Raw genomic sequence first — 21,764 nt, forward strand, 5'->3', positions numbered from 1 at the left:
AGCTTTTATTAAATGCTTTGCAGTTTTTAAACATTTCTTGCATATTAGTAACGCTAGAAGTATCAAAATATAGTGTTTCATTAAAATTACTACACCCACTAAACATAGCTTTCATATTAGTAACATTGCTTGTGTTTAGGTTTAAGCTTTTATTAAATGCTTTGCAGTTTTTAAACATTTCTTGCATATTAGTAACGCTAGAAGTATCAAAATATAGTGTTTCATTAAAATTACTACACCCACTAAACATAGCTTTCATATTAGTAACATTAGAAGTATCCCAAGTATTTATGCCACTAAAATCTTTTCTATTAGAGTTTAGAAATAATTCGCTCATATCTGTGATTAAACTTGTGTCTAAATAGCTTAAATCAATATTTTGATTTAATACAAAATCAATTAATTCGCTTTTGTCTTTAACTAAAATTTTCATTAGCTTCCTTTAATGTTTATTTTTAGTTTAGCATATTGATAGTCCTGATTATGTCCATATAAAATATTTTTAAAAGAATTTGAACTAGGAATTTCAATTATGAAATTCCTATTAGTTTTGATTATTTTTTAAACCATAAGCCCCAAGTTAAACCTACTAGTTTTTCAATACCTTTTACCCCAAGACCTACTTTTTTAGAGTTTGAAATATCTCTAGTTACTGATGTTTTACTTAAAACTTTATCTTTAAAAATACCTTTTGATTTTTTATATGTATAGCTTCCCACTTCTTCAATAACTCTATTTTCAACATAAGTAACAGGGTCTTTTTTAGTAGCTATAAAAGAGCCTATTGTAAAAGCTGTTTTAACTGGTTTACTTGTCGCTATTTTTGGAGCTGCTTTTGCAACTTTTATTGTAGTTTTTAAAGTTTTTCCTAATATTCCAATATTTTCTCCTTTAATTATTTTTCAAATACTTCAGCTATTGCATTTTTTAGTTTTGTAAATTCTGTTTTTAGTCTTTTTAGATTTTCATCTTGTTTGCTAAAGTCAAATGTTTCTTGCATTTCTTCTAATTTTTTTAGTACTTTTTCATCGCTAAAGCCGTTTTCTAATAAATCAAGCGATATATCTTTTAGAGCTTTTTTGTTTTTTGATTTGTTATTTTTATTATCTGTTATAGCTGTTTTATACATATTTTCTACGATTTCTAGCTCTGAAATTAGGCTGTCTTTTATAGTAGAATTGATATTTGGGCGTTTTAAAAAATTATGTAATGATTGTTTTTCATTAGCAATTTCTATTTTTTGCAATGAACTATAAGCACTTATCCCACTATAATTTAAGCCATATTCATCTAAAACATCAGCTACATTTGCTAAGATTTTTTCTATATCACTTTTTGTTTTTAAATCAGCTTTGTTTAATACTATGAAAAGCTCTTTATTATCTAATTCAAGTTCATCTAAAAAGTCTAAATCACTCTTAGGAATAGTTCCGTTTGCATCAAGTCCTATTAGCCATATTAAGGCACTTGCATTTTTTAAATAATCTTTAGCTGTGTTTAAATCTTCGCTAGTGTAATCACTTGCTGAGCTTGATGGATTATAGCCTGGTGTATCTATAAAGCAAATATTATCAAACTTTAGTTTAGTACCTAATACCATATAAGGCATTATTTGTTTAAGATTAAAGCCAAATGAGTGTATAAACTTATGTGATAGTTTTTTATACATATTACTATCTATTTCATTTAGATTTATACTTGCGCTTTGGTTATTGCAAGCTAATATCATAGGCTCATCTTTATTTATTACATAAGTAGGAATTGCTGTAGTTGGCTCTATTCCTATAGGAAGTTTTACTTCATCATCGTTTATAAATGAGCTTATGAACTCACTTTTACCTGCACTAAAGCCACCGCCAACTGCAATGATATTTTTAGTAAATATATCAGGGTAGTTTGAAATGATTTCAAGCTTTTTTTCTATGGTTTGAAGTTTTATTATAGCTTCTGCTTCGTTTGATAGCGATTCTTCATAATTTGCAAACTCTAAAAAGTCGTTATTTAGATACTTTTTATAATTTGCAACACCCTTGTTTGTAGATTTACTTGAAAGCAATGCTTTTGTTAATTTTTTTTGCAAACTCAATTCATTAATTTTTAAATTTTTATTATCAAGTTCTTGATTTAATGAATTAATGTTTTGAATTTTATTATCTAAATCTTGATTTTTATTTTCTAAATCTTTGTTTAATTCATTAATTTTTAAATTTTTATTATCAAGTTCTTGATTTAGTGAATTAATGTTTTGAATTTTATTATCTAAATCTTGATTTTTATTTTCTAAATCTTTGTTTAATTCATTAATTTTTAAATTTTTATTATCAAGTTCTTGATTTAATGAATTAATATTTGAATTTAGATTGTCAATAGTTTGATTTGATTGGTTTTTAAAAGTATCAAATTCAAACTCAAGTTCTAATAGCTTCTTTTTTGATTTTTTGCCAAATAAATCTAACTCCATTTTATTCTCCTAATTTTTTGATTTCTTTTAATATTGTTTCTTTTGTTTTAATTGCTGCTTCTTTGTTTTCTATATCTAAAGCTAGTTTGTTTAGTTCTTTTTGACAACTTAAAAAGATTTCGCCACTTAAATCCTTATTCTGCAAATGTTTTTGTATATTTGCGATGAAATTATTTATATCACTAATCACATTCGTTTCTAGGCTATCTAGGTAGTTTTTTACTTCTGCTACATAGTTTTTGCCTTCGCTATCGCTTAATCTTCCGCTACGATTTAGTGAGCTTGGCATTTTGCTTGAGTATGATATATCAGGGGTTTTTATAGAACTTATAACTTTATTTATAGCCTTTGCTATGATGATTTCATCTATAAATTCTCTATCCATATTTTCTCTTAAAGTTTGCATTACGATTTTGCTTAGATTTTTCTTCCATGAGTTTAGATATTCATTAGCGTTTAGACTGATTAGCTCTTCAAGTTTATTTGTAAGTGCTATTAAGCCACTATGAATAGTCCCTGCCATTACATTTGTAGTAGTAATGGTTCTGTATCTTGTAACTGGGTATTCTTCATAATCATACTCATAACTTCCCCAACTAAAAGGGTTATACCATTTGCTTGTGCTTCTTTTTACTCTTCTTGTTTCATAATCTGTATATCTTTCTTCTTTAGTCTCTGTACTTACGCTATCATCTACATTTTCGTTTTCTTTAGAAAAATACGCTTTAGCTGTGTTTTGAAGGTGTTTTTTGATTTTTTCATCAATTTCGTTTATATGCTCTTTGTATCTTTTACTAAGCTCTTTTGATGCTACTTCTTTTGCCTTGGCTAATTCTTGTTCTTGTTTTTTGAGTGAGCCTAAATCCATATCTTTTAAAGATTTTAAATCATTTGAAATTAGCTTTTCTAATTCTTTTATAAAATCGTTAAAATCGTTTGTTTTAGCACTTATAAACTCATTTGATTTTTTGTTTAACAATTCATCTTTTAGTTCTTTTACATAGTTTAGTTTTTCTTTGACTAATTCTATATTTGCTAATTTTTTTAGATTTTCTTTAGTATTTTTCTCGTTAAAATAATTAGGATAATTCATTCTTAAAAGGTTCATCACATGCTCTTCATTCTCATCTAATGAGCCTAGATGATTTAGTATAGAATAAGCCATCCCTGATGAAGTAATCACTTCATTTTTGCTTAAATTTTGCCATAAAGCTTTTGCATATTCGCATTCTTTTTCTTGTTCTTCGCAGTAGCCTTTTAGTTGTTTTGTAAAGCTGGTTTTAAGCTTATCTAAGGCTAGGTCTAAATCTTCATTGGTTTCAGTTTTTAATGAGCCGTAAAGCTGCTCATCCATTTTAGACGCTATTACAAATAGCTCATTTACTCCGTCTTTATTGCCTAATCTATCCATTAAATTAGTATCTTCTTGGTTTAGAAACTGCCCTGATGGAGATACTATAAACACCACATCGCATTTATGTAAAAGCTCTTTTGTCCTTGCTTCACGAGATACTATTGGGTCATTTACGCCTGGGGTGTCAATGATTTGGATATTTTTTAAGCTTTCTTCGTTTAGCTTCAAGGTAACTGATTTTGTATAAGGCATAAACCTACCATTAGCCCCAACATATTCTAAAAGCTCTTTATTTAATTCGTTTATATTGTTTGCTTTGATGGTTACAAATTCATCTTTTAGTTTTAGTGGATTTGCTTTAATTCTTTCAAATTGATCATAGCTTGAGCTTAGGATAAGATTATCGTTTAGCTCTCTTTTTGCTGATTTTTCGGCTTTTTCTTCTATATCTTTTATATCTTCTTTGCTTAATTTAGCATCTAGTTTTTTCTCTTTTCTCTCTTTTAGCTCAATAAATTTTATATCTTTTAATCTATTTAGCTCTTTTATATATTGAGAATGCTGATTTTCAATCTCATTAATATCGGCTTGTTTATAAAGTTCAACGATAGCACTTAAATTCTCATCGTATTCAATCATAGTAAGTGCTGCTGTCATAGGTGTAGCAGCCTTAGGTAATACATCAGCTCCATTAAAGACTAAAGCATTTAATAACGAGCTTTTACCAGCTTTTACACGCCCAACTATTCCTATTTTTAATAATCTTTGGCTATTTTTTAACTCTTCTAAATATTTTTCTAATTCCCCACTTTTTACTATTGCAAACTCATCTTTTAGACTTGTTATTGTGCTTGTTTGTAAATCATCGTATTTTAAGACTAATTCTTCTAAATTTTTTGTTTTAGCTAAAATCTGCATTTTTACTCCTTGAAATATTTGTTTTCTAATTCTTGTGTTTTGTTTATTATTTTGTTTAAATAATTAATCTGATTATCTAGCACTTCTTTTGTTTTGCTTAGTGTCTCTAGGTCTTTTTGTGTTCTTTCTTTTTCTTCTTTCATACTTTCATCAAAAGCTTGTGCTATTACCTTACTAAGCTCTTCTACTTGGGTTTTAAAAAGATTTGGGACTATATTAGATAGTTCAGTTCCTACTTTAGCCATTACTTCTTCTTTAAATTTACTCTTAGCTCTTTCTTCGGCTTCTTCCCTAGCTCTTCTTGCTTCTTCTCTAGCTTCACGCTCAGTTTCTTTATTACCTCCATCTAAAAAACCTAATAATCCACTTAAAATATTTGTTGCTATATTAATTATAGGAATATGCTTAAATGCTGAAAGAATATTTATACCAAGGATAGCTATATCTTTTATAAAGCCTGTATCAGCATTGATTTTGCCTATTTGGATATTTTCTACTTGTATATCTATGCCACGAGCAATGGTTTTGATACTATCTAAATCAAAACTTTTTATATTATTGTTTAAGGTTAGATTTCCTAGGTCTATTTCAAATTCTTTTACTATGCTTTCTCTGATTTTTAGTAAAGACTTGTTTATTTCAGCGGATAATACTACTTCAATCATATTACTTAAATCATTTGAAATATCAGCACCATTTATAGCTCTATTTGCTAGATGGTTTAAGTCATTATGAATTGTTGTTTTTGTGTTTTGTATTATACGACCTACTTCATTAGCTCCGTATTTTTGATATCCTAATTCGCTTAAGGTTTGTTTTGTGCTATTTATTTTATTTGTTATTGCTGCAAAATCTTTTAATTTTTCTTCAAAATCTTTTTGATTTAATTGTAAATTTATTAGACTATTTTTGCTTATATTTCTAATGCTTTTATTAAATATTTTTAATTCTTCATAGAATATATTTTTAAATATTTTTTCACTATCAATGCTTTTTAATGCTTTTAATAATTCATTACCGCTACTATCTCCTAGGCATATTATTTCCTTATCATAGTCGTATTCTTCTAAAAGCTCTAGGATTTGCTCTTTTACTTTTTCTATGGTGCTTGGGGTTGCTAGATTTGTCTTGCTTAAACAAAATGTAAAATCTCTATTATGCTCTGTAATGTTGTTGATTTCACTTTTGATATCTTTTTGTATTGTTCCATCACTAACTGGATTTAAGATTATAAAATAAGCACCTTTATAAAGATAATTAATTATGGCTTTATTGTGATAATTATTTCTAGCAGCAAAGCCTGGCATATCAACTAAAACCAATGGTTCAATATCTTTTAATCTTTTATTATTTAAAAAAACTTGAATATATTTATAATTACTATTGCTTGTAGCTAGAGAGCTTAACTCGTTTATATTTAAAGTGATTTTTTGGTTGTTTTCATCTATTGCTATGATTTTTTCATCTTCATTAAATCTTAGCTCAGTTGCAAGTGCTGTTGTAGGCTCTATCTTAGTCGGTAAAATCCCCCCCCCATAGATACAGAATTATCTAAAAAATTATTAATCAATGTGCTCTTACCCGCACTAAAAGCACCTACTACTGGGATTATTAGCTCGGTTGAATTAATTCTTGATTTTAATTCATTAATTTTTGAGAAGATTTCTTTATCTTCAACTACTAATTTTAGTTCATCTAAAAATGACAAAAATTGATTTTTGATTTCTAACATTGTTTTCCTTTCATAAAATTTGCTTTGATTATATCATAAAGATATGCTGAAAAGTGTCCATTTAATTTTTTTTTAAAAAAATATATGGAATTTTATCGTGCTAATGAATATTTTTAATATAATCTTAAAAATTTAAAGGACATTTATGAATAAAAATATTTTAGATAGCTTAAATTTATCAGATAAGCAGAGTTTTGCTGATGGGCTAAAGGCATTAATTGAGCAAACTTATGTAGTAGAGAATGAATACAAGGCTTTAAAGACTTCTTATGATAGTTTAATGCTAATGATAAATGAAATCATTGAGATTTTACCAAGTGCTATTTGGGTTTTGGGTGAAAATCAAAATCTAGTAGTGAAAAACAAATTAGCAAGTGATGAATTATTTAGGCAAATTGACCTTAATAAAGAGCATTATGAATTAGAATTTTTAAACAATTTTTATTAAATTAAATCTATAAAATAAGCTAATGAGAAACTAATAATTATATTGCTATAAAATAAATGACAACTTATTTAGAGATTAATAATATTACAAATACTCATATTTAAAAAAGACAATGAAAAAATCTTAAATATTAATTCTCTTTTAAGTGTATTTATAAGCCAAGTGCGAATGAAATAAAAAGGGCTTGATTTTAACATCAAGCTTTGTTATATCAATATTAAAATTATTTAAAAAATATTCATACAAAAGCGAATAGTTAGAATTATTCATATAAATACAAATAATATTTTCATCATCTTTTATTAGTAAAGTATCATAAAATCTTTGATAATTTAAAGTAAAATTTTATAAATATTTTTAAAAAATACTAAAAGTATAAAATTACAAACACTAATAAAAATATAAAATATACTCAAAAAAATTATTTAATTTATACAATTGTTGTTTGCTTTGAATATTAAGCTAGTAATATAAGCGTTTTTAACAAAATAAAGACACAATAATTTTTACTTACTTTTATACATAATAATGTATGAATAATAAAATAATATAAATTATTTATTAAACAAAAATTGTGATAATTAGTTTTATTTAAAAGGTTGTAAATGCAAATAATTCAAAATTTAAATTCTATCATAATTAATACAGATGATTTTGAATTATTTACAAAAATAAAAAAAATCATCACTAAAAACTTCTCCTCTAACATAGGTAAAAAGAGTAAAATCATTTCATTTTATATTGAAAATGAATTAACGCAAAGAATATACTTTCTAAAATTTATATCAGCACTAAATAAAAAATACAATAATGAAACCATACAAAACATAAATCACTCTTATTACAAAATGTTTAAGCTAAAATTAGTAGATATAAATTCATTAAATTCGACATTAAATTGCAATCTCAATTTTAATAAAAAATATATCATTTTAAACTTTAATATACTAGAAAGAAAAATAATAAGCTATCTAAATAATTATTTTCAAAACCACAATACCAGCGTAATAAACAATAAATTTATAATTACTTATAAAGATGAAAATACGTTAAATTTATTAAATACATTTTGTGAATACAACGAACATTTAAATTATTATATAAATTTTACATTAGATGAGTTTGAATATTTAAAATTTAAAAATGAAATCAAAAATGAAATCAAAAAAGATAATAAATTTTTAAATATTTGTATGCTTTTAGAAGAACATTTTCATACTTTAGGTATAAAAACAGGTGCTAGCTTTAATGAAGTAAGAAATGCATATTTAAAGCTTAGCAAACAATACCACCCTGATTTTCACAATGATAAAAATGATGAGGTTAAAAGGCTTTTAAAGGATAAATTTGAAAAAATTAATCTAGCCTACGAAAGCCTAAAACCTCTTTATAAAAATAAAACCTAGCAAAATTTCTTGTAATTTGTAGCTAGACCTGCAAGGCTAGTTTCTTTATATCTTGTATCCATATCCTTGCCTGTTTCATACATAGTTTTAATAACCTCATCAAGCCCAACGCTAGGAGCACTCTCTCTATCCATAGCCATTTTAGCTGCACTTACAGCCTTTATAGCTCCGAATACATTACGCTCAATGCAAGGAATTTGAACAAGTCCTGCAACAGGATCACAAGTTAGCCCTAAATGATGCTCCATTGCAATTTCAGCTGCACTAAAACAATCAATCGGACTTGCCCCCATACTAAAGGCAAATGAAGCAGCTGCCATTGAAGAAGCTGAGCCAATTTCTGCTTGACAACCTGCTTCAGCTCCACTTATACTTGCGTTTTTCTTAAACAATGAACCTATCGCCATTGATACTAATAAAAAGTCTCTAATGTCCTTTTCACTCATACTTTTTACATGCTCTTTTAAATATAAAAGCACAGCAGGAACTACTGCGCAAGCTCCATTGGTTGGAGCAGTTACTACACGATTACCCGCTGCATTTTCTTCTGAAACACTCATAGCATAAAGACTAAAATAATCTATAAAATCCAAATCACCCTTACGATTTAAATTCTTATCATCTAAAAGCATTAATTTTTTAGCTAATGCAGGAGCTCTTCTTTTAAGCTTGATTGGTCCTGGTAGGATTAGTTCATTTGAATTAGCACCTGCTTTAAAGCTATCTTGCATTGCTTCATAAATCTCTTTGCAATAATTATTTATATATTCTTCGCTATTAAAATTAAGCTCATAAAGCATTGCAATTTCGGCTATGTTTTTATTGTATTTATTACATAACCACAAAAGCTCCGTCGCACTATCAAAAGAATAATCATAATTTTTTTCTTGATTAGTTTGATTAGTTTTACTAATCTCATCTTCACTTTTAATAAATCCACCGCCAACTGAATAATAAGTCTTAGATTTAACACAAGTATTATTTGAAAATGCTTCAATCGTTAAAGCATTTTCGTGATAGCTTTTAAATTCTTTAGAAAAAATAATATCGCTATTTTCATCAAAATCTATTTCAAATTCATTTCCTAATAAAAGCTTTCTTTCGTTTAATCTTAATAATACAACTTGTTTTTGTTCTGGGCTTATTGTTTTTACATTTAAGCCACTAAGACCTAAAACCACAGCAATATCGCTTAAATGCCCTTTACCTGTAAGTGATAAAGAGCCAAATAAAGTAACTTTTATCCTAGTAATTTCTTTTAAATTTAAACCTTTTAAAAACTCATTTCCCGCAACAAAAGGTCCAACGGTGTGCGAACTTGATGGACCAATGCCGATTTTAAAAATACTTAAGTTACTCACGAAAATATCCTAATGTGTTGTAAAAAGTGACATAATTGCTGGTAATATCTTATAAACTACACTAGTAATTGTGATAATTCCCATAATAGCTACGAAATAACAAGCTGCACCATTTTTATAAACTCTTAGCTCTGGAATTTTATATATCGCATATACAGGCATTAAAAATAATATTACAGCAATAATAGGACCGCCTAAATCTTCTATAAATCCTAAAATACTAGGGTTATAAAAAGCTACTATTATCATAGTTACATACATAAATATAGTTGTAAAAGCATTATTTTTACTAACAGCTTTTCCGCTTACTTTTTTAATAAGTCCATTTAAGCCTTCTCTAGCACCAAAATAGTGTCCGAAAAAGCTAGTTAAAATTGCAAAAAATGCAACAGCAGGAGCACCATAACTTATGATATTTCCATCAAATTTATTAGCAAAATAGCTAAGAATTGGAATATTTGCATCTCTTGCTAAGCCAAATTCATTACTATCAAGGCATAAAACGCAAGAAAAAACAAAAAACATAACAAATACTAATAAAAGCGTAGCGTTATTAAATAATATTTGCTTTCTTTTTGCATCCGAGTTTTCTTTATACTCATTATATGTATTTAGGCTAAAAGTTGAAATCGCAGGAGAGTGATTAAAGCTAAATACTAATACAGGTAAAGTAAGCCATATTGTAGTAATAAATTCCTTTGCACTTGGAACTTCACCTAAAACTTCTAATTTCCAATGTGGAATTAGATAAAGTGAAAATAAAAATAGTATTAAGCATAATGGATAAACAAGCCATTCACAAACTTTAGTAACTAAAGTTTCATTAGTAAACATTACAGCCATCATAATTGTAATTAAAACAATAGCCAAGATTAAGCGATTTGGCTCGGCTAAGCCTAATTGATTTACCATAAATGAGCTTATAGTATTTGTAATACCAACCCCATAAGCAAGACAAATAGGATAAATTGCAAAAAAATATAAAAATGTAATCACAATTCCTACTTCTTTACCAAAATATTTATTCACAGCATCAGTAATATCTCCACCTTTAGTAGAGCCTACAAAATATGATAAGAATAAATGTGATAAATATGTCATTGGGAAAATTAATATACACATTAAGATAATAGGCCAAAAGCCACCAGTTCCTGCACGAATAGGTAAGAATAAAATTCCAGCACCAACAGCAGTGCCAAACAATGAAAACATCCAACGATTGTCAAATTCGCTCCATTTTTTCATTATTACTCCTTAAAAAATAAGTTAAATCGCAAAATTTACACAAAATTTATTACTAAATGTTACAAAAAGTAAAAAGTTATTAAATTACATTTTGATAATAATTTTTACTTTCTTTTAAGCTAAATTATAATAAAATACTGCAAATTTAAGGAGAATTGCGATGAATACAAAGATAAAAAATAAAGAAATTAAAAAAGAATTTATAAAAAAACCTTTTGAAAGATTAATTTTTTCTTGTGGAAATAAATTTAAAAAATAATCATTTTTTACAAAAAATAATTAAATTTTAATATATAATTTCCTTAATCAATTTTTAAGGAGAATACGTGGGATTAGAAATTTTAGAACAAATCCATCTTATTTTAGACAATATTAATGGCTACTTATATACTTATTTTTTAGTTTTTGCATTAATTATAGTTGGGCTTTATTTTTCTTTTAAGACAAATTTCGTTCAATTTAGATTAATGAAGGATGTTTTTAAATTATTAAAAGAAAAACAAGACAACAAAGAAGATGTAAGTAGTTTTGAAGCTTTAATGATTTCAACTGCTTCAAGGGTAGGAATAGGAAACATAGCAGGAATTAGTACTGCTGTTGTAATGGGTGGTGCTGGTGCATTATTTTGGATGTGGGTTATGGCATTTATCGGAGGGGCAAGTGCATTTGCTGAAAGCACATTAGCTCAAATTTATAAAAGTCGTGACGAGAGTGGTTTTCGTGGAGGACCTGCTTATTTTATAGAAAAAGGTTTAGGAAATAAATTCTTTGGCAAAGTCTTTTCAATTATTTTAATAATAACTTATGCTTATGGATTTAATGGGCTTCAAAGCCATACAATGACTTCAGCATTTGAAATTTATTTTCCTGAAAATTTTAGCACCGCAAGCATTGCTATAGGTATAACTTTAAGCGCTATTGCTATGATTTTATTCTTTTCAAATTCAAAATCACTTGGAAAAGTAAGCTCTATAATAGTTCCTATAATGGCTTTTATTTATATAATTCTTAGCGTTATTGCGATTGTTATAAATTATGATTTAATTCCTACAGTAGTTAAAATGATTTTCGCAAGTGCCTTTGATTTTCAAGCTATTTTTGGCGGTTTTGCTGGTAGTGTTATAGTTATCGGTATTAAGCGTGGGTTATTTTCAAACGAAGCTGGTATGGGTTCAGCTCCTAATGCGGCTGCAGCAGCAAATACAAGCCATCCTGTAAAACAAGGAATTATTCAAAGTTTTTCAGTATTTATTGATTTAATCATATGCACTTGCTCTGGTTTTTTAGTATTATTTTCTACTGGATATTTAGAACAATTAAATAAAGCTGAAAAAACATTAAATGCATTACCTATGGTACAAAATTCAATGATAGAGTATTATGGTAGTTATGGCTTGCATTTTGTAACATTTGCTGTTATGTTATTTGCTGTCACTTCTCTTATAGGAAATTTTTATTACGCTAGTGCAAATATTAAAAATTTAACAAATAACAAAATAATTGATAATGTGTTTAAATTATCAGCCGTTGTTATGGTCTTTATAGGTTCTCAGTTAAATTTAAAAGTAGCTTGGGATTTAGCTGATATTACAATGGCTGCAATGGCTTCTATAAATATAATTGCTATTTTATTATTAAGTCCTGTTTTAATCAAATGTTTAAAAGATTATGACGAGCAAAAGAAAAAAGGCTTAGACCCTGTATTTAGTGCAAAAAAACTAGGAATTAAAAACGCTGAATGCTGGGATTAATTTTAAAGGTGTATTTAATTACACCTTTAAATTTTATTAATAATAAAAATGAAATATCCTTACTTAATAATAAAACCAAATAAATTACTATTTAAAATTATAAAAAGATAATATTAAAAATACTAAAAAAATTTACAAAATTAGCTATTAAAAAAGTCATAAATAATAAATAAAATCTTATATAAAAAATAACAATGAAAAAATTTATCCTTTGAAAGTAACAATACGAATTATATTTATATAAAATGTATCTATTATAAATAATAATTTTTAATTATAAAATAAATCTAATATAAAAATAAAATAATATATAAATTCCTACATTTATAGGAATTTATATTAAATTAATTTTCATCTAAAAATGCTGAAGGTGCTTCTTTTCCACCCATTTTCAAATCAATAGCTGAAACAACTAAAAGCACAATCACCGAAACACTAGCACCTAAAATAATTGACATTATGCCAAATGGCGAACCTAAATATTCCCATGTAAATGCTACTATACTAGCTATTATAATTGATGATATTGCACCTAATTTTGTAACTCTTTTATAAAGTAAGCCAAAAATTAAAGCTGCAAATGGACCAGCACTTCTTATTGTAAATGCAAATACTAACAAACCTATAATAGAAGTATTTGTTAATGCTATTATTAAAGATACTACGCCTGTAAAAATAATTACAAATTTAGAAACTAAAATTAATTCTTTAGATTCTGCTTGTTTTTTTACATATTTTTTATAAACATCATTTGTAAAAATCGCACTAACTGCTATCATATTACCAGCTGCACTAGATAATGTAGCAGCACAAATAGAAGCTAAAACAACCCCTGCCATGACAGGATTTAAAAAATTTACTGCAGCTGTTGGTAATGCTTGAGCTGGTTCAATATTTGGAAAATGTGCCAATGCAACAAGACCTATTATAGCTGGAACGAAACCATAAATTCCCATAAATAACGAACATAAAAACGAACCTTTTTTAGCCACCTTTTCATCTTTAGCAGCAAAATACCTTTGAACAGCCTCTTGTCCGGTTGAAAATGTCATAAAATAAAGCAAAATTAATCCACCTATTTGAATCCAGCCTATTTTAAATGGGTCAAGTTGTTCTTTTGGTAACGCTAATTCAACAGCTTCCCATCCACCTGAATTATCCAGTATAATAGGTAAAGCTACAATCATTCCAATAACTATAAAAAATATATGAATTATATCAGTATATGCAACTGAAATAAGTCCGCCCATAACTGTATAAATAGTAACTACAATAGCCGATAAAATTAAAGCTTCTTTAATAGGCATTCCTGTAACTGTAGATATTATTGAAGCAGTTGCAATAATTTGAACTGCTGCAGCTATAAAACCAGCAACGATTGATAATATAGTTGTAATTAAATGAACCTCCTTACCATACCTTCTTCCTAAAATTTCTGGAATTGTAGCTGCCATAGCTTTCCTTAAATACGGTGCTACAAAAGAAACCAAAAATATACCTATACCAGCACAAAGAACATACCATCCAGCACTAAGCCCCCAGTCTTGATAAGCCTTTTGCGCTACACCTATAGTACTACCTCCACCTATTTCAGCAGCAGCAAGTGTTCCAGCTAACATCCACACACCTAAATTTCTACCAGCTAAAAGATAATCATCGCTCTCTTTTATCTTTGATTTTTTTGTGCTAAATACTGCTATTAAAACAATTATTAGCATATAACTTAATAATACAATTAATGTTGTATTCAAACAAAAACTCCTTTTATTTTTAGTGAAACTATAATATTATCACAAAAATATCACTTTTAAAGCTTTTTAGTAATTTTTTTTAAATTTATTCAATATAAATACAAATTTATGTTTAAAAAATTAATATATATTATAGCTAATATATAGAGATATTATTAATTTTATTAATATTAACCTTAAGATAAAAAATTAAAATTTATCTTAAGATTAATATATTAAATATTCTTTAAATATTCTTTAATTCTAGCCTTGCACTCATTTGCTAAACTTTTTGGCTCAAGAATTTTAATATGTGGAATCCACTTAAAAACTAGCCTAATAATCTCATCTTCATAACTTGTTTCTGTTTCTATTATGATTTTGTCTAAATGGCTTGAAATTATTCTTTGATTTTTTAATATTGCTCTTTTTAAAAAATATTCTTTAGCAACACAATCTAATTCTAAAATAACATTTGTAATATTATTTGATATAAAACTACTTGAATTATTGTTAATTAGCTCTTGTGTGCTTTCATTTGGGATAAATTCTTCTTGTGTGATTAATAAATTTTTGATTTTATATAAAGTAAAGCTTTTAAGTTCAGCTTCTTCACAAGCTAATAAATACCAAATATCTTGATGATTTACTAATTTATAAGGCATTAGAGTTCTTTCTTTTGCATTATAAGTTATTTTAATTTTTACCTTATTTAAAATCGCATTAGTTAAGCTCTCATAAACACTACTAATATCATCAATTTCGTTATTTTTAATATTAGTAATTGGTAGTTCTTTTTGAGTAAAAAGATTGTTTAAAAACTCATCGCTAAGCCTTGTTGGAAGCATAGTAATATCAAATATTTTTATAAGTTTTCTAATCTCTTCGTGATTGCTTTTAATATAAGCTTTATCTAAACTATAATCCCCATTTCTTCTAGCAATTATTGGTAATTTTGATAATCTTTCATTAATATCACGCTGAATAGTCTTAGCATTTACTCCAAATTCTTCAGCTAAATCGTGCTTATTTAATATCTCTTCATTATAAAGTCTTACTAATATTTGAGCTATTCTATATGATGGTTTTTGCATTTTCATCCTCGTTATTTCTTAATTGCCCGCACGCTGCACTAATATCAAGCCCTTTGCTTTGTCTAATGGTAGCGTTTTGTCCGTGTGCTTGTAAATAATCTCTAAAAGCAATTACTTTTTCTTCACTTGGGCGTTTATAGATACTGCCTTCGTGTGGGTTAAAATAAATTAAATTTATCTTAGCTTTTATTCCGTGTAGTAATTTTACTAAAGCCTTTGCGTGGCTTAAATCATCATTAATCCCACCTAAACATAAATATTCAAATAACACTCTTTTTCTAGCATCTATTGGGAAATTTCTTACCGCATTTAAAACGCTTTCAATATTATAAGCCTTATTAATAGGCATTAATTCATCTCTTAAAGTATCATTTACAGCGTGAAGCGAAATTGCAAGTAATACACCTAAATTCATCTTGCCTAATTCTTCAATTTGCTTTGCAAGACCGCTTGTTGAGATTGTTTGACGGCGTGGAGATATTGCTAGAGTATCGTTATGAGAAAAGATTTTAATAGCCTTGCTAACTGCTTTTAAATTATCAAGTGGCTCTCCCATACCCATAAAAACTATATTAATACCTTGCTCATAAGGGATTTTTGCGTATTTTTTGATAAATAATACTTGAGCTACTATTTCAGCTGTGCTAAGATTTCTAATAAGCCCACTTTTACCCGTTAAACAAAAGGCGCAACCACTTTTGCAACCTACTTGGCTACTTATACAAATAGTGTATTTTGCACTTTTTTTCACACCATTTTCTATTCTTTCTTTTTTCATAGGTAGCAAAACGCTTTCTATTGTGTGATTATCGTGCAAGGAAAATAAGAATTTAATACTCCCATCAATGCTTGTTTGAGCTATTTTTAAGCTAAGTGGCATAATGTTAAATTCATTTTTTAATTGTTCTCTTAGAGCTTTTGATAAACTTGTAGCTTCGCTAAAATCATTTATATATTTTTGATATACAAATTTTGCTAATTCATTATTTAGATATTTTGGACTAAGGTTATATTCTTCTGGTAAAAAATCTAATAATTCTTTCATAAAAGTCCTTTGTTTTCTAAGTAATTTTCTAGTATTTCATTAGCTTTTGCTATGTTTTTTATATATTCTTCGTGTGCGAATTCATCACAATAATTAGTCGCTACTAAAATTGCACTAGCTGGGATTTTATAATAATTAGCAGTCGCAAAAAAACTAAAACACTCCATATTTTCGCCTAATATCCCGTATTTTTCATTCATTTTCTTAGCGTATTCGTAATTTTTACAAATATAATTAGAAGAATTTAAATTAGAAACTTCATTAGTTTTCATAGGGGTATAAACTAAATCATCTAACATAGCTAATTCAATATTTACAGCACTTTTAAACTCATTTACGCTAAAAAGCTCAATTTCTTTAGTATAAAGCCCCATTGAACCTATGAAAATCAATCTTTTTGGCTGCTTTTTAAGTATTAATTCGCTAAGTTTTATAGAACAATTACTACCTAATCCAATAGGCTCTGCGTAATCATAAATCTCACTTATTCCTGCACTAACTATCATTTATTGCCTTTAATTTTATTTATAATACTTTTTGCATCAAGCCCTAAGCTTTGCATAACTTCATTTGTATTTCCGTGAGTTATAAACTCATCTTCGTATTCATAAGATATTAATTTAATGTCTAAATCATATTCTTTTAAAAAGCTAGAAATTATAGAATTTAATCCGCCTATTTTTGCACTTTCGCTAAAAATATGCCATTCTTTTGAACTCTTAGCAAGATTTAATAAAAACTCTTTATCAAGTGGTTTAGCAAATACTAAATCAATTACATTTGCATTGATTTCTTCACTAACTGCTAAAGCTTTTGCAACGCCTTCTCCAAAACCTAAAAAGCTTATATTAGAATTTACATTTTTAATAAAATGAGTTTTTAAACTTGGCTCATAGCTCTCATCTAAAGCAAAACTTCCCCTTGGATAGCGAATAGCAATTAGCCCAACTTTACTTGTAGCGTATTCAAGCAATAATTTAAAACTTTTAGCATTCGTTGGAGCACAAATTTTAAAATTAGGTATGCAAGATATATATGAAATATCAAAAGCTCCTTGATGAGTTTTGCCATCATTTCCTACAATCCCTGCACGATCAAGTGCAAAAACCATATTAAGATTAAGTATTGCACAATCGTGAATTAAACTATCATAAGCTCTTTGCAAAAAAGTTGAATAAATAGCTACAACAGGCATAAAACCACATTTACTCATAGCGGCCATTGAAGTTACTGCGTGAGCTTCTGCTATTCCTACATCATAAAATCTATTAGGATATTTTGCTATTAATTTATCAATTCCAGTGCCACTTGGCATAGCTGCACTAAGACCTACTATTTTTTCATTTTTACTTGCTAGTTCATCTAAAATATCACTAAAAATTGCCGTTGCACTAGGTTTTTTTGAACTACTTAAACTCTTACCTGTTTTTATATCAAAAGCTCCAACTCCGTGCCAACTACCCTCATCATTTAAAGAATACTCATAACCATAGCCTTTGATTGTTTGAATATGCAATAATACAGGCTTTTTAAGACTTTTTGCTAGATTTAATGCAGTTATTAAATCAGCGATATTATGCCCATCAATTGGGCCAATATATTCAAGCCCTAATTCTTCAAAAAACATTCCAGCAGGAGTGATTAATTTAAATCCATCTTCAAATCTTTTTGCAGTATATCTAGCACCTTCAGGCAAGTATTCAAGCATTGCTTCAACGCCTTTTTTAAATTTTTGATAAATTGGACTTGATAAACTTTTTGATAAAAATCTTGAAACCGCACCAATAGGCTTACTAATACTCATTTTATTATCATTTAAGATAATAATACTTGGATATTTTCTATCTCCTAATTCATTTAAAGCTTCATAAGCTAATCCACAGCCCATCGCCCCATCACCAATAATAGCAATTGGAATTGCATCTTTTTTATTAAGACTAAAAGCCTTTGCAACCCCCGTTGCAAGAGATATTGAAGTAGATGAATGCCCTGCTATAAAAAAATCATACTCGCTCTCATTTGGCTCGGTATAACCACTAATCCCATTAAATTGTCTTAGATTTTCTAAATTCCTATTTGTTAATATTTTATGTGCGTAGCATTGATGAGATACATCAAAAATTAAAGGATTTTCCTTTATATCAAATAAATGATGAAGAACAACGCTTAGTTCAACCACGCCTAAATTAGACGATAAATGACCGCCGTTTTTGCTAACTTGCTCAATGATTGTAGCTCTTATATCACTACATAATTCTATTAATTCTCTAATGTTAAGGTTTTTTATATTGCTAATCTTTTTATTCATTAATATTTCCTATCATCAATCATCTAGTAAATTAATTTTTTCTTGCTCTATAAGTTTTTTTATGGTTTTTACGATATTTTCTTGTGCAAATTCAATATCTTTTACTTTTAAATTTCCTAAATTTAACATATTAATATTAAAATTTTCACACTCATTTTTATCCATAAACGAAGTAAAAAAATTGCAAAACTCATCGGTGCTACCTTTTAACGCTATCATAAGCTCACTATAACTAATATGCTCTAAAATAATTTTCATGTCATTATCACTAAATCTATAAATATCATTAAAGGTGAATAATTTATCCTTAATTTTACTAGCTATAAATTTATCATTTTCTTCTATATAATTTAAAATATCTTTACTTAAACTATCGTCTAAATAATTAATTATTCTAGCGCTATTTTTAATACTACATATGTTTTGTTGATTAAAAGATAATTCTTTGACTTTATTCATTAAAACAAATGATATTCTATCTATAATATCTTGATTAACATTATTCAAACTAGCCATTCTATAAACTACATTATTTCTTAAATTTATATCAAAACGTTCTAATATTTTAGCTACTTTTAATGGTTCTAAATGTGATAATATTAATGCTATAGTTTGTTCATTTTCACTTTCTAATAATTGCACTAGAAAATTTATATTTATATTATTTAAAAACGCAAATTTAGTGCTATTTCCTAATATATTTTCTAAAATCTTACTAGCTGTTTGATTATCAAATAATTTATTTAAAATTTCATTAGCACTATCTAATCCATTATTAAAAACTAATTTTTCATTCATAAATAAATCATAAAAATAAATTAATATTTTTATAGCTTCATCTTTATTAATTTCTTTTATTTTTATTATTTCACTCATTAATTGATTAATTTTTAACTCATCAAATTTTACCATTATTAAACTTGCTGAATTATTGCCTATTAATACAAAAAAAATGGCTAATTTTCTCATAAAATGATAGTCATTTTTTTCTATATTATCGTTTAGCAAATTTACTAATATATTTACTATTTTATCAGTATCTGAAAAAATAATATCGTTTATATCTTTTATTAATTTATCATATTCTTGATTGACTATTTTTTCATCTATAATATTTTGATTAATATTATTATAATTTTTTATATTTTTAGATTCTGAATCATTATCTAATAATTTAGAAAAATAATATAAAAACATTTTATAAAACAAAAACAAAACTAAAATTATCAAAAATATTTTAAAAATATATATAACATAATAATTATCTAAAAAAACAATAAGATTATTTTGATTAGCAAATTTAAAAGTACTTATAGTTACACTATCACCTCTACTATTATCAAAGCCTACTATATTTTGTATTAAATTTATTAATTTATTTAATTCATCATCATTTAATTTCTTATTATTTTTAATATTTTCATTAATTGTAATAACAACATTTATTTTTTCTATCGTTGCATAACTATCTTTATATACATTTTTTAAATCATCATTTTTTCTTTTTTCTTGATTAAAATCAAAAATAGTATTAACTTTAACTATAAATAAATTTTCATCTCCTAAAATAGGTAATAATATATTAATAATTTTTTGTTCTAAAAAAAAATCATAATCTTTTTTGTATTGAATTTGTCTCTTAACATAATCAAAATTTTTATCATTACTTAAAACATTACTATCATAATACAAAAAATTATTATTAAATGCTTTATTAAAATATTCTTTATCGCATAATAAAAATATTAAAATAAATAAAAAAACACTAAAAACAATAAAAATAGCTAACTTATATTTTGATATAAAATTAGAATTTTCATTGTCTATATTTTTAAAAAAATAATCATAAATCATTCTTTAAATATGAACCCAACCACTTAATATTATTTTTATTTTTTAAAATCATTTTAATATTATCATCGTCTATATGCCCATCAAAATCAATAAAAAAACTATATTCAAAATCCTTAGTTTTTAAAGGTCTTGATTCAATTTTAGTTAAGTTGATATTTGCTTCTTTAAACTCATTAAGTAAATCAACTAAAGCACCTGCTTTATGTGCTGTATTTGCTAGAATTGATGTTTTAGAATTGCTTGATTTTTCGCAAGAATGTTTGCTAAGCACTAAAAATCTAGTTTTATTTGCCTTATTATCTTCAATACATTCAAACATTAAAGGCAAATCGCTTAGTTTTGCTGCAATTTTTGAGCAAATTGCAGCTGAGTTTGGCGTATCTTTTGCTAATTTTGCAGCAGCGGCTGTGCTTTTAGTAGGGACAAACTCAATGTCTAAAATATTATGAGCTTCTAAGAATTTTTTGCACTGATTATAGCCTTGTGGATGAGAAAAAATCACTTTAATATCTCTTATATCATCAGTTGTGCTTGCGAATGAATGATGAATATCTAAATAATTCTCAGCAAAAATCAAAATATCATCGTATTTTGCAAGACAATCAAGAGTAGCTCCAACCCCACCTTCTGTATTGTTTTCTATAGGAACTACTGCATAAGATACTTCATCGTTATTTAAACTAACAAAAACATCTTCAATAGTAGCAATCTCAATATATTCACTAAGCGCTCCAAACCACAATCTTGCTGCTTGATGAGTATAAGTGCCAATTGGACCTAAAAACGCAACTCTTTGTGGTAATTCAAGATTTCTTGAAATTGCAAAAATCTCTTGATAAATTGCTTTAATTGCGTCTTTTTCCAATAAGCCTTTGCTATTTTCACTTAGTCTATTTATTATCTCGTTTTCTCTTACAGGACGATAAATTGGACTACCTTCATTATGCTTTAAAATACCAACTTGCTTTACAAATTCCATTCTTTGATTTAATAATTTAATTATTTCATCATCAATTTTATTTATATTTTGTCTAATTTCTTCTAAATTCATAATATA

The 21,764-nt window shown here is 26.8% G+C and carries 18 protein-coding genes; 3 read left to right on the plus strand and 15 right to left on the minus strand.

The annotated features are described in order from the left end of the window. From NY022_RS08490 to NY022_RS08515, 6 genes are all read right to left on the minus strand, one after another. Positions 1 to 433 (minus strand): BspA family leucine-rich repeat surface protein (locus tag NY022_RS08490; RefSeq protein WP_267525279.1); only part of this gene is annotated, 433 nt, incomplete at its 3' end. Between the two features lie 121 nt (positions 434 to 554). Then, complete coding sequence (locus NY022_RS08495) at positions 555 to 719, minus strand: hypothetical protein (RefSeq protein WP_267525282.1); 165 nt, start codon at positions 717 to 719, stop codon at positions 555 to 557. A 176-nt stretch (positions 720 to 895) separates the two neighbouring features. Continuing rightward, positions 896 to 2,461 carry a dynamin family protein gene (locus NY022_RS08500; protein WP_267525284.1) on the minus strand — a complete coding sequence of 522 codons (1,566 nt, stop codon included), beginning with the start codon at positions 2,459 to 2,461 and terminating at the stop codon, positions 896 to 898. A 1-nt stretch (position 2,462) separates the two neighbouring features. Beyond that, complete coding sequence (locus NY022_RS08505) at positions 2,463 to 4,733, minus strand: dynamin family protein (protein ID WP_267525286.1); 2,271 nt, start codon at positions 4,731 to 4,733, stop codon at positions 2,463 to 2,465. Between the two features lie 2 nt (positions 4,734 to 4,735). Continuing rightward, a complete protein-coding gene (locus NY022_RS08510; protein WP_324287473.1) occupies positions 4,736 to 6,274 on the minus strand; it encodes a dynamin family protein in 1,539 nt (512 codons plus the stop codon). Continuing rightward, on the minus strand, positions 6,241 to 6,465 hold the full coding sequence (locus NY022_RS08515) for a hypothetical protein (RefSeq protein WP_267525288.1): 225 nt from the start codon (positions 6,463 to 6,465) through the stop codon (positions 6,241 to 6,243). The genes NY022_RS08510 and NY022_RS08515 overlap by 34 nt, the downstream gene beginning before the upstream one ends. 145 nt (positions 6,466 to 6,610) lie before the next feature. Here NY022_RS08515 and NY022_RS08520 point away from each other — a divergent pair, with 145 nt between their 5' ends. Further along, on the plus strand, positions 6,611 to 6,913 hold the full coding sequence (locus NY022_RS08520) for a hypothetical protein (protein WP_267525290.1): 303 nt from the start codon (positions 6,611 to 6,613) through the stop codon (positions 6,911 to 6,913). A 605-nt stretch (positions 6,914 to 7,518) separates the two neighbouring features. Next, positions 7,519 to 8,319: a J domain-containing protein gene (locus tag NY022_RS08525; protein ID WP_267525292.1), complete on the plus strand. Its 801-nt coding sequence runs from the start codon at positions 7,519 to 7,521 to the stop codon at positions 8,317 to 8,319. Here the strand turns inward: NY022_RS08525 and NY022_RS08530 are convergent. After that, positions 8,316 to 9,680 (minus strand): L-serine ammonia-lyase, encoded by a 1,365-nt coding sequence (locus tag NY022_RS08530; RefSeq protein ID WP_267525293.1) that lies wholly within the window; start codon positions 9,678 to 9,680, stop codon positions 8,316 to 8,318. The genes NY022_RS08525 and NY022_RS08530 overlap by 4 nt on opposite strands. A gap of 9 nt (positions 9,681 to 9,689) precedes the next feature. Further along, a complete protein-coding gene (locus NY022_RS08535) occupies positions 9,690 to 10,925 on the minus strand; it encodes an aromatic amino acid transport family protein (RefSeq protein ID WP_267525296.1) in 1,236 nt (411 codons plus the stop codon). 338 nt (positions 10,926 to 11,263) lie between these two features. On the opposite strand from NY022_RS08535, the gene NY022_RS08540 reads away from it, so the two are divergent. Next, positions 11,264 to 12,676: an alanine/glycine:cation symporter family protein gene (locus NY022_RS08540; protein ID WP_267525315.1), complete on the plus strand. Its 1,413-nt coding sequence runs from the start codon at positions 11,264 to 11,266 to the stop codon at positions 12,674 to 12,676. Positions 12,677 to 13,020: 344 nt separating this feature from the next. Here NY022_RS08540 and NY022_RS08545 read toward each other — a convergent pair whose 3' ends face one another. From NY022_RS08545 to pheA, 7 genes are all read right to left on the minus strand, one after another. Beyond that, on the minus strand, positions 13,021 to 14,427 hold the full coding sequence (locus tag NY022_RS08545; RefSeq protein WP_267525298.1) for a sodium:solute symporter family protein: 1,407 nt from the start codon (positions 14,425 to 14,427) through the stop codon (positions 13,021 to 13,023). A 215-nt stretch (positions 14,428 to 14,642) separates the two neighbouring features. Next, a complete protein-coding gene (locus NY022_RS08550) occupies positions 14,643 to 15,500 on the minus strand; it encodes a helix-turn-helix transcriptional regulator (protein WP_267525300.1) in 858 nt (285 codons plus the stop codon). Then, on the minus strand, positions 15,481 to 16,545 hold the full coding sequence (gene rlmN, locus NY022_RS08555; protein ID WP_214115794.1) for a 23S rRNA (adenine(2503)-C(2))-methyltransferase RlmN: 1,065 nt from the start codon (positions 16,543 to 16,545) through the stop codon (positions 15,481 to 15,483). The genes NY022_RS08550 and rlmN overlap by 20 nt, the downstream gene beginning before the upstream one ends. Beyond that, entirely contained in the window at positions 16,542 to 17,051 is a 510-nt protein-coding gene (locus NY022_RS08560; protein WP_214119880.1) for a purine-nucleoside phosphorylase, read from the minus strand. Before NY022_RS08560 ends, rlmN begins: the two co-directional genes overlap by 4 nt. Next, entirely contained in the window at positions 17,048 to 18,853 is a 1,806-nt protein-coding gene (dxs, locus tag NY022_RS08565; RefSeq protein WP_267525303.1) for a 1-deoxy-D-xylulose-5-phosphate synthase, read from the minus strand. The genes NY022_RS08560 and dxs overlap by 4 nt, the downstream gene beginning before the upstream one ends. Positions 18,854 to 18,868: 15 nt before the next feature. Next, positions 18,869 to 20,707, minus strand: coding sequence for a FliG C-terminal domain-containing protein (locus NY022_RS08570; protein WP_267525305.1), 1,839 nt, complete (start codon positions 20,705 to 20,707; stop codon positions 18,869 to 18,871). After that, on the minus strand, positions 20,697 to 21,761 hold the full coding sequence (gene pheA / locus NY022_RS08575) for a prephenate dehydratase (protein WP_267525316.1): 1,065 nt from the start codon (positions 21,759 to 21,761) through the stop codon (positions 20,697 to 20,699). Before pheA ends, NY022_RS08570 begins: the two co-directional genes overlap by 11 nt. Positions 21,762 to 21,764: the final 3 nt, after the last annotated feature.

Source organism: Campylobacter sp. MG1, from assembly GCF_026616895.1.
Classification (GTDB): Bacteria; Campylobacterota; Campylobacteria; order Campylobacterales; family Campylobacteraceae; genus Campylobacter_E.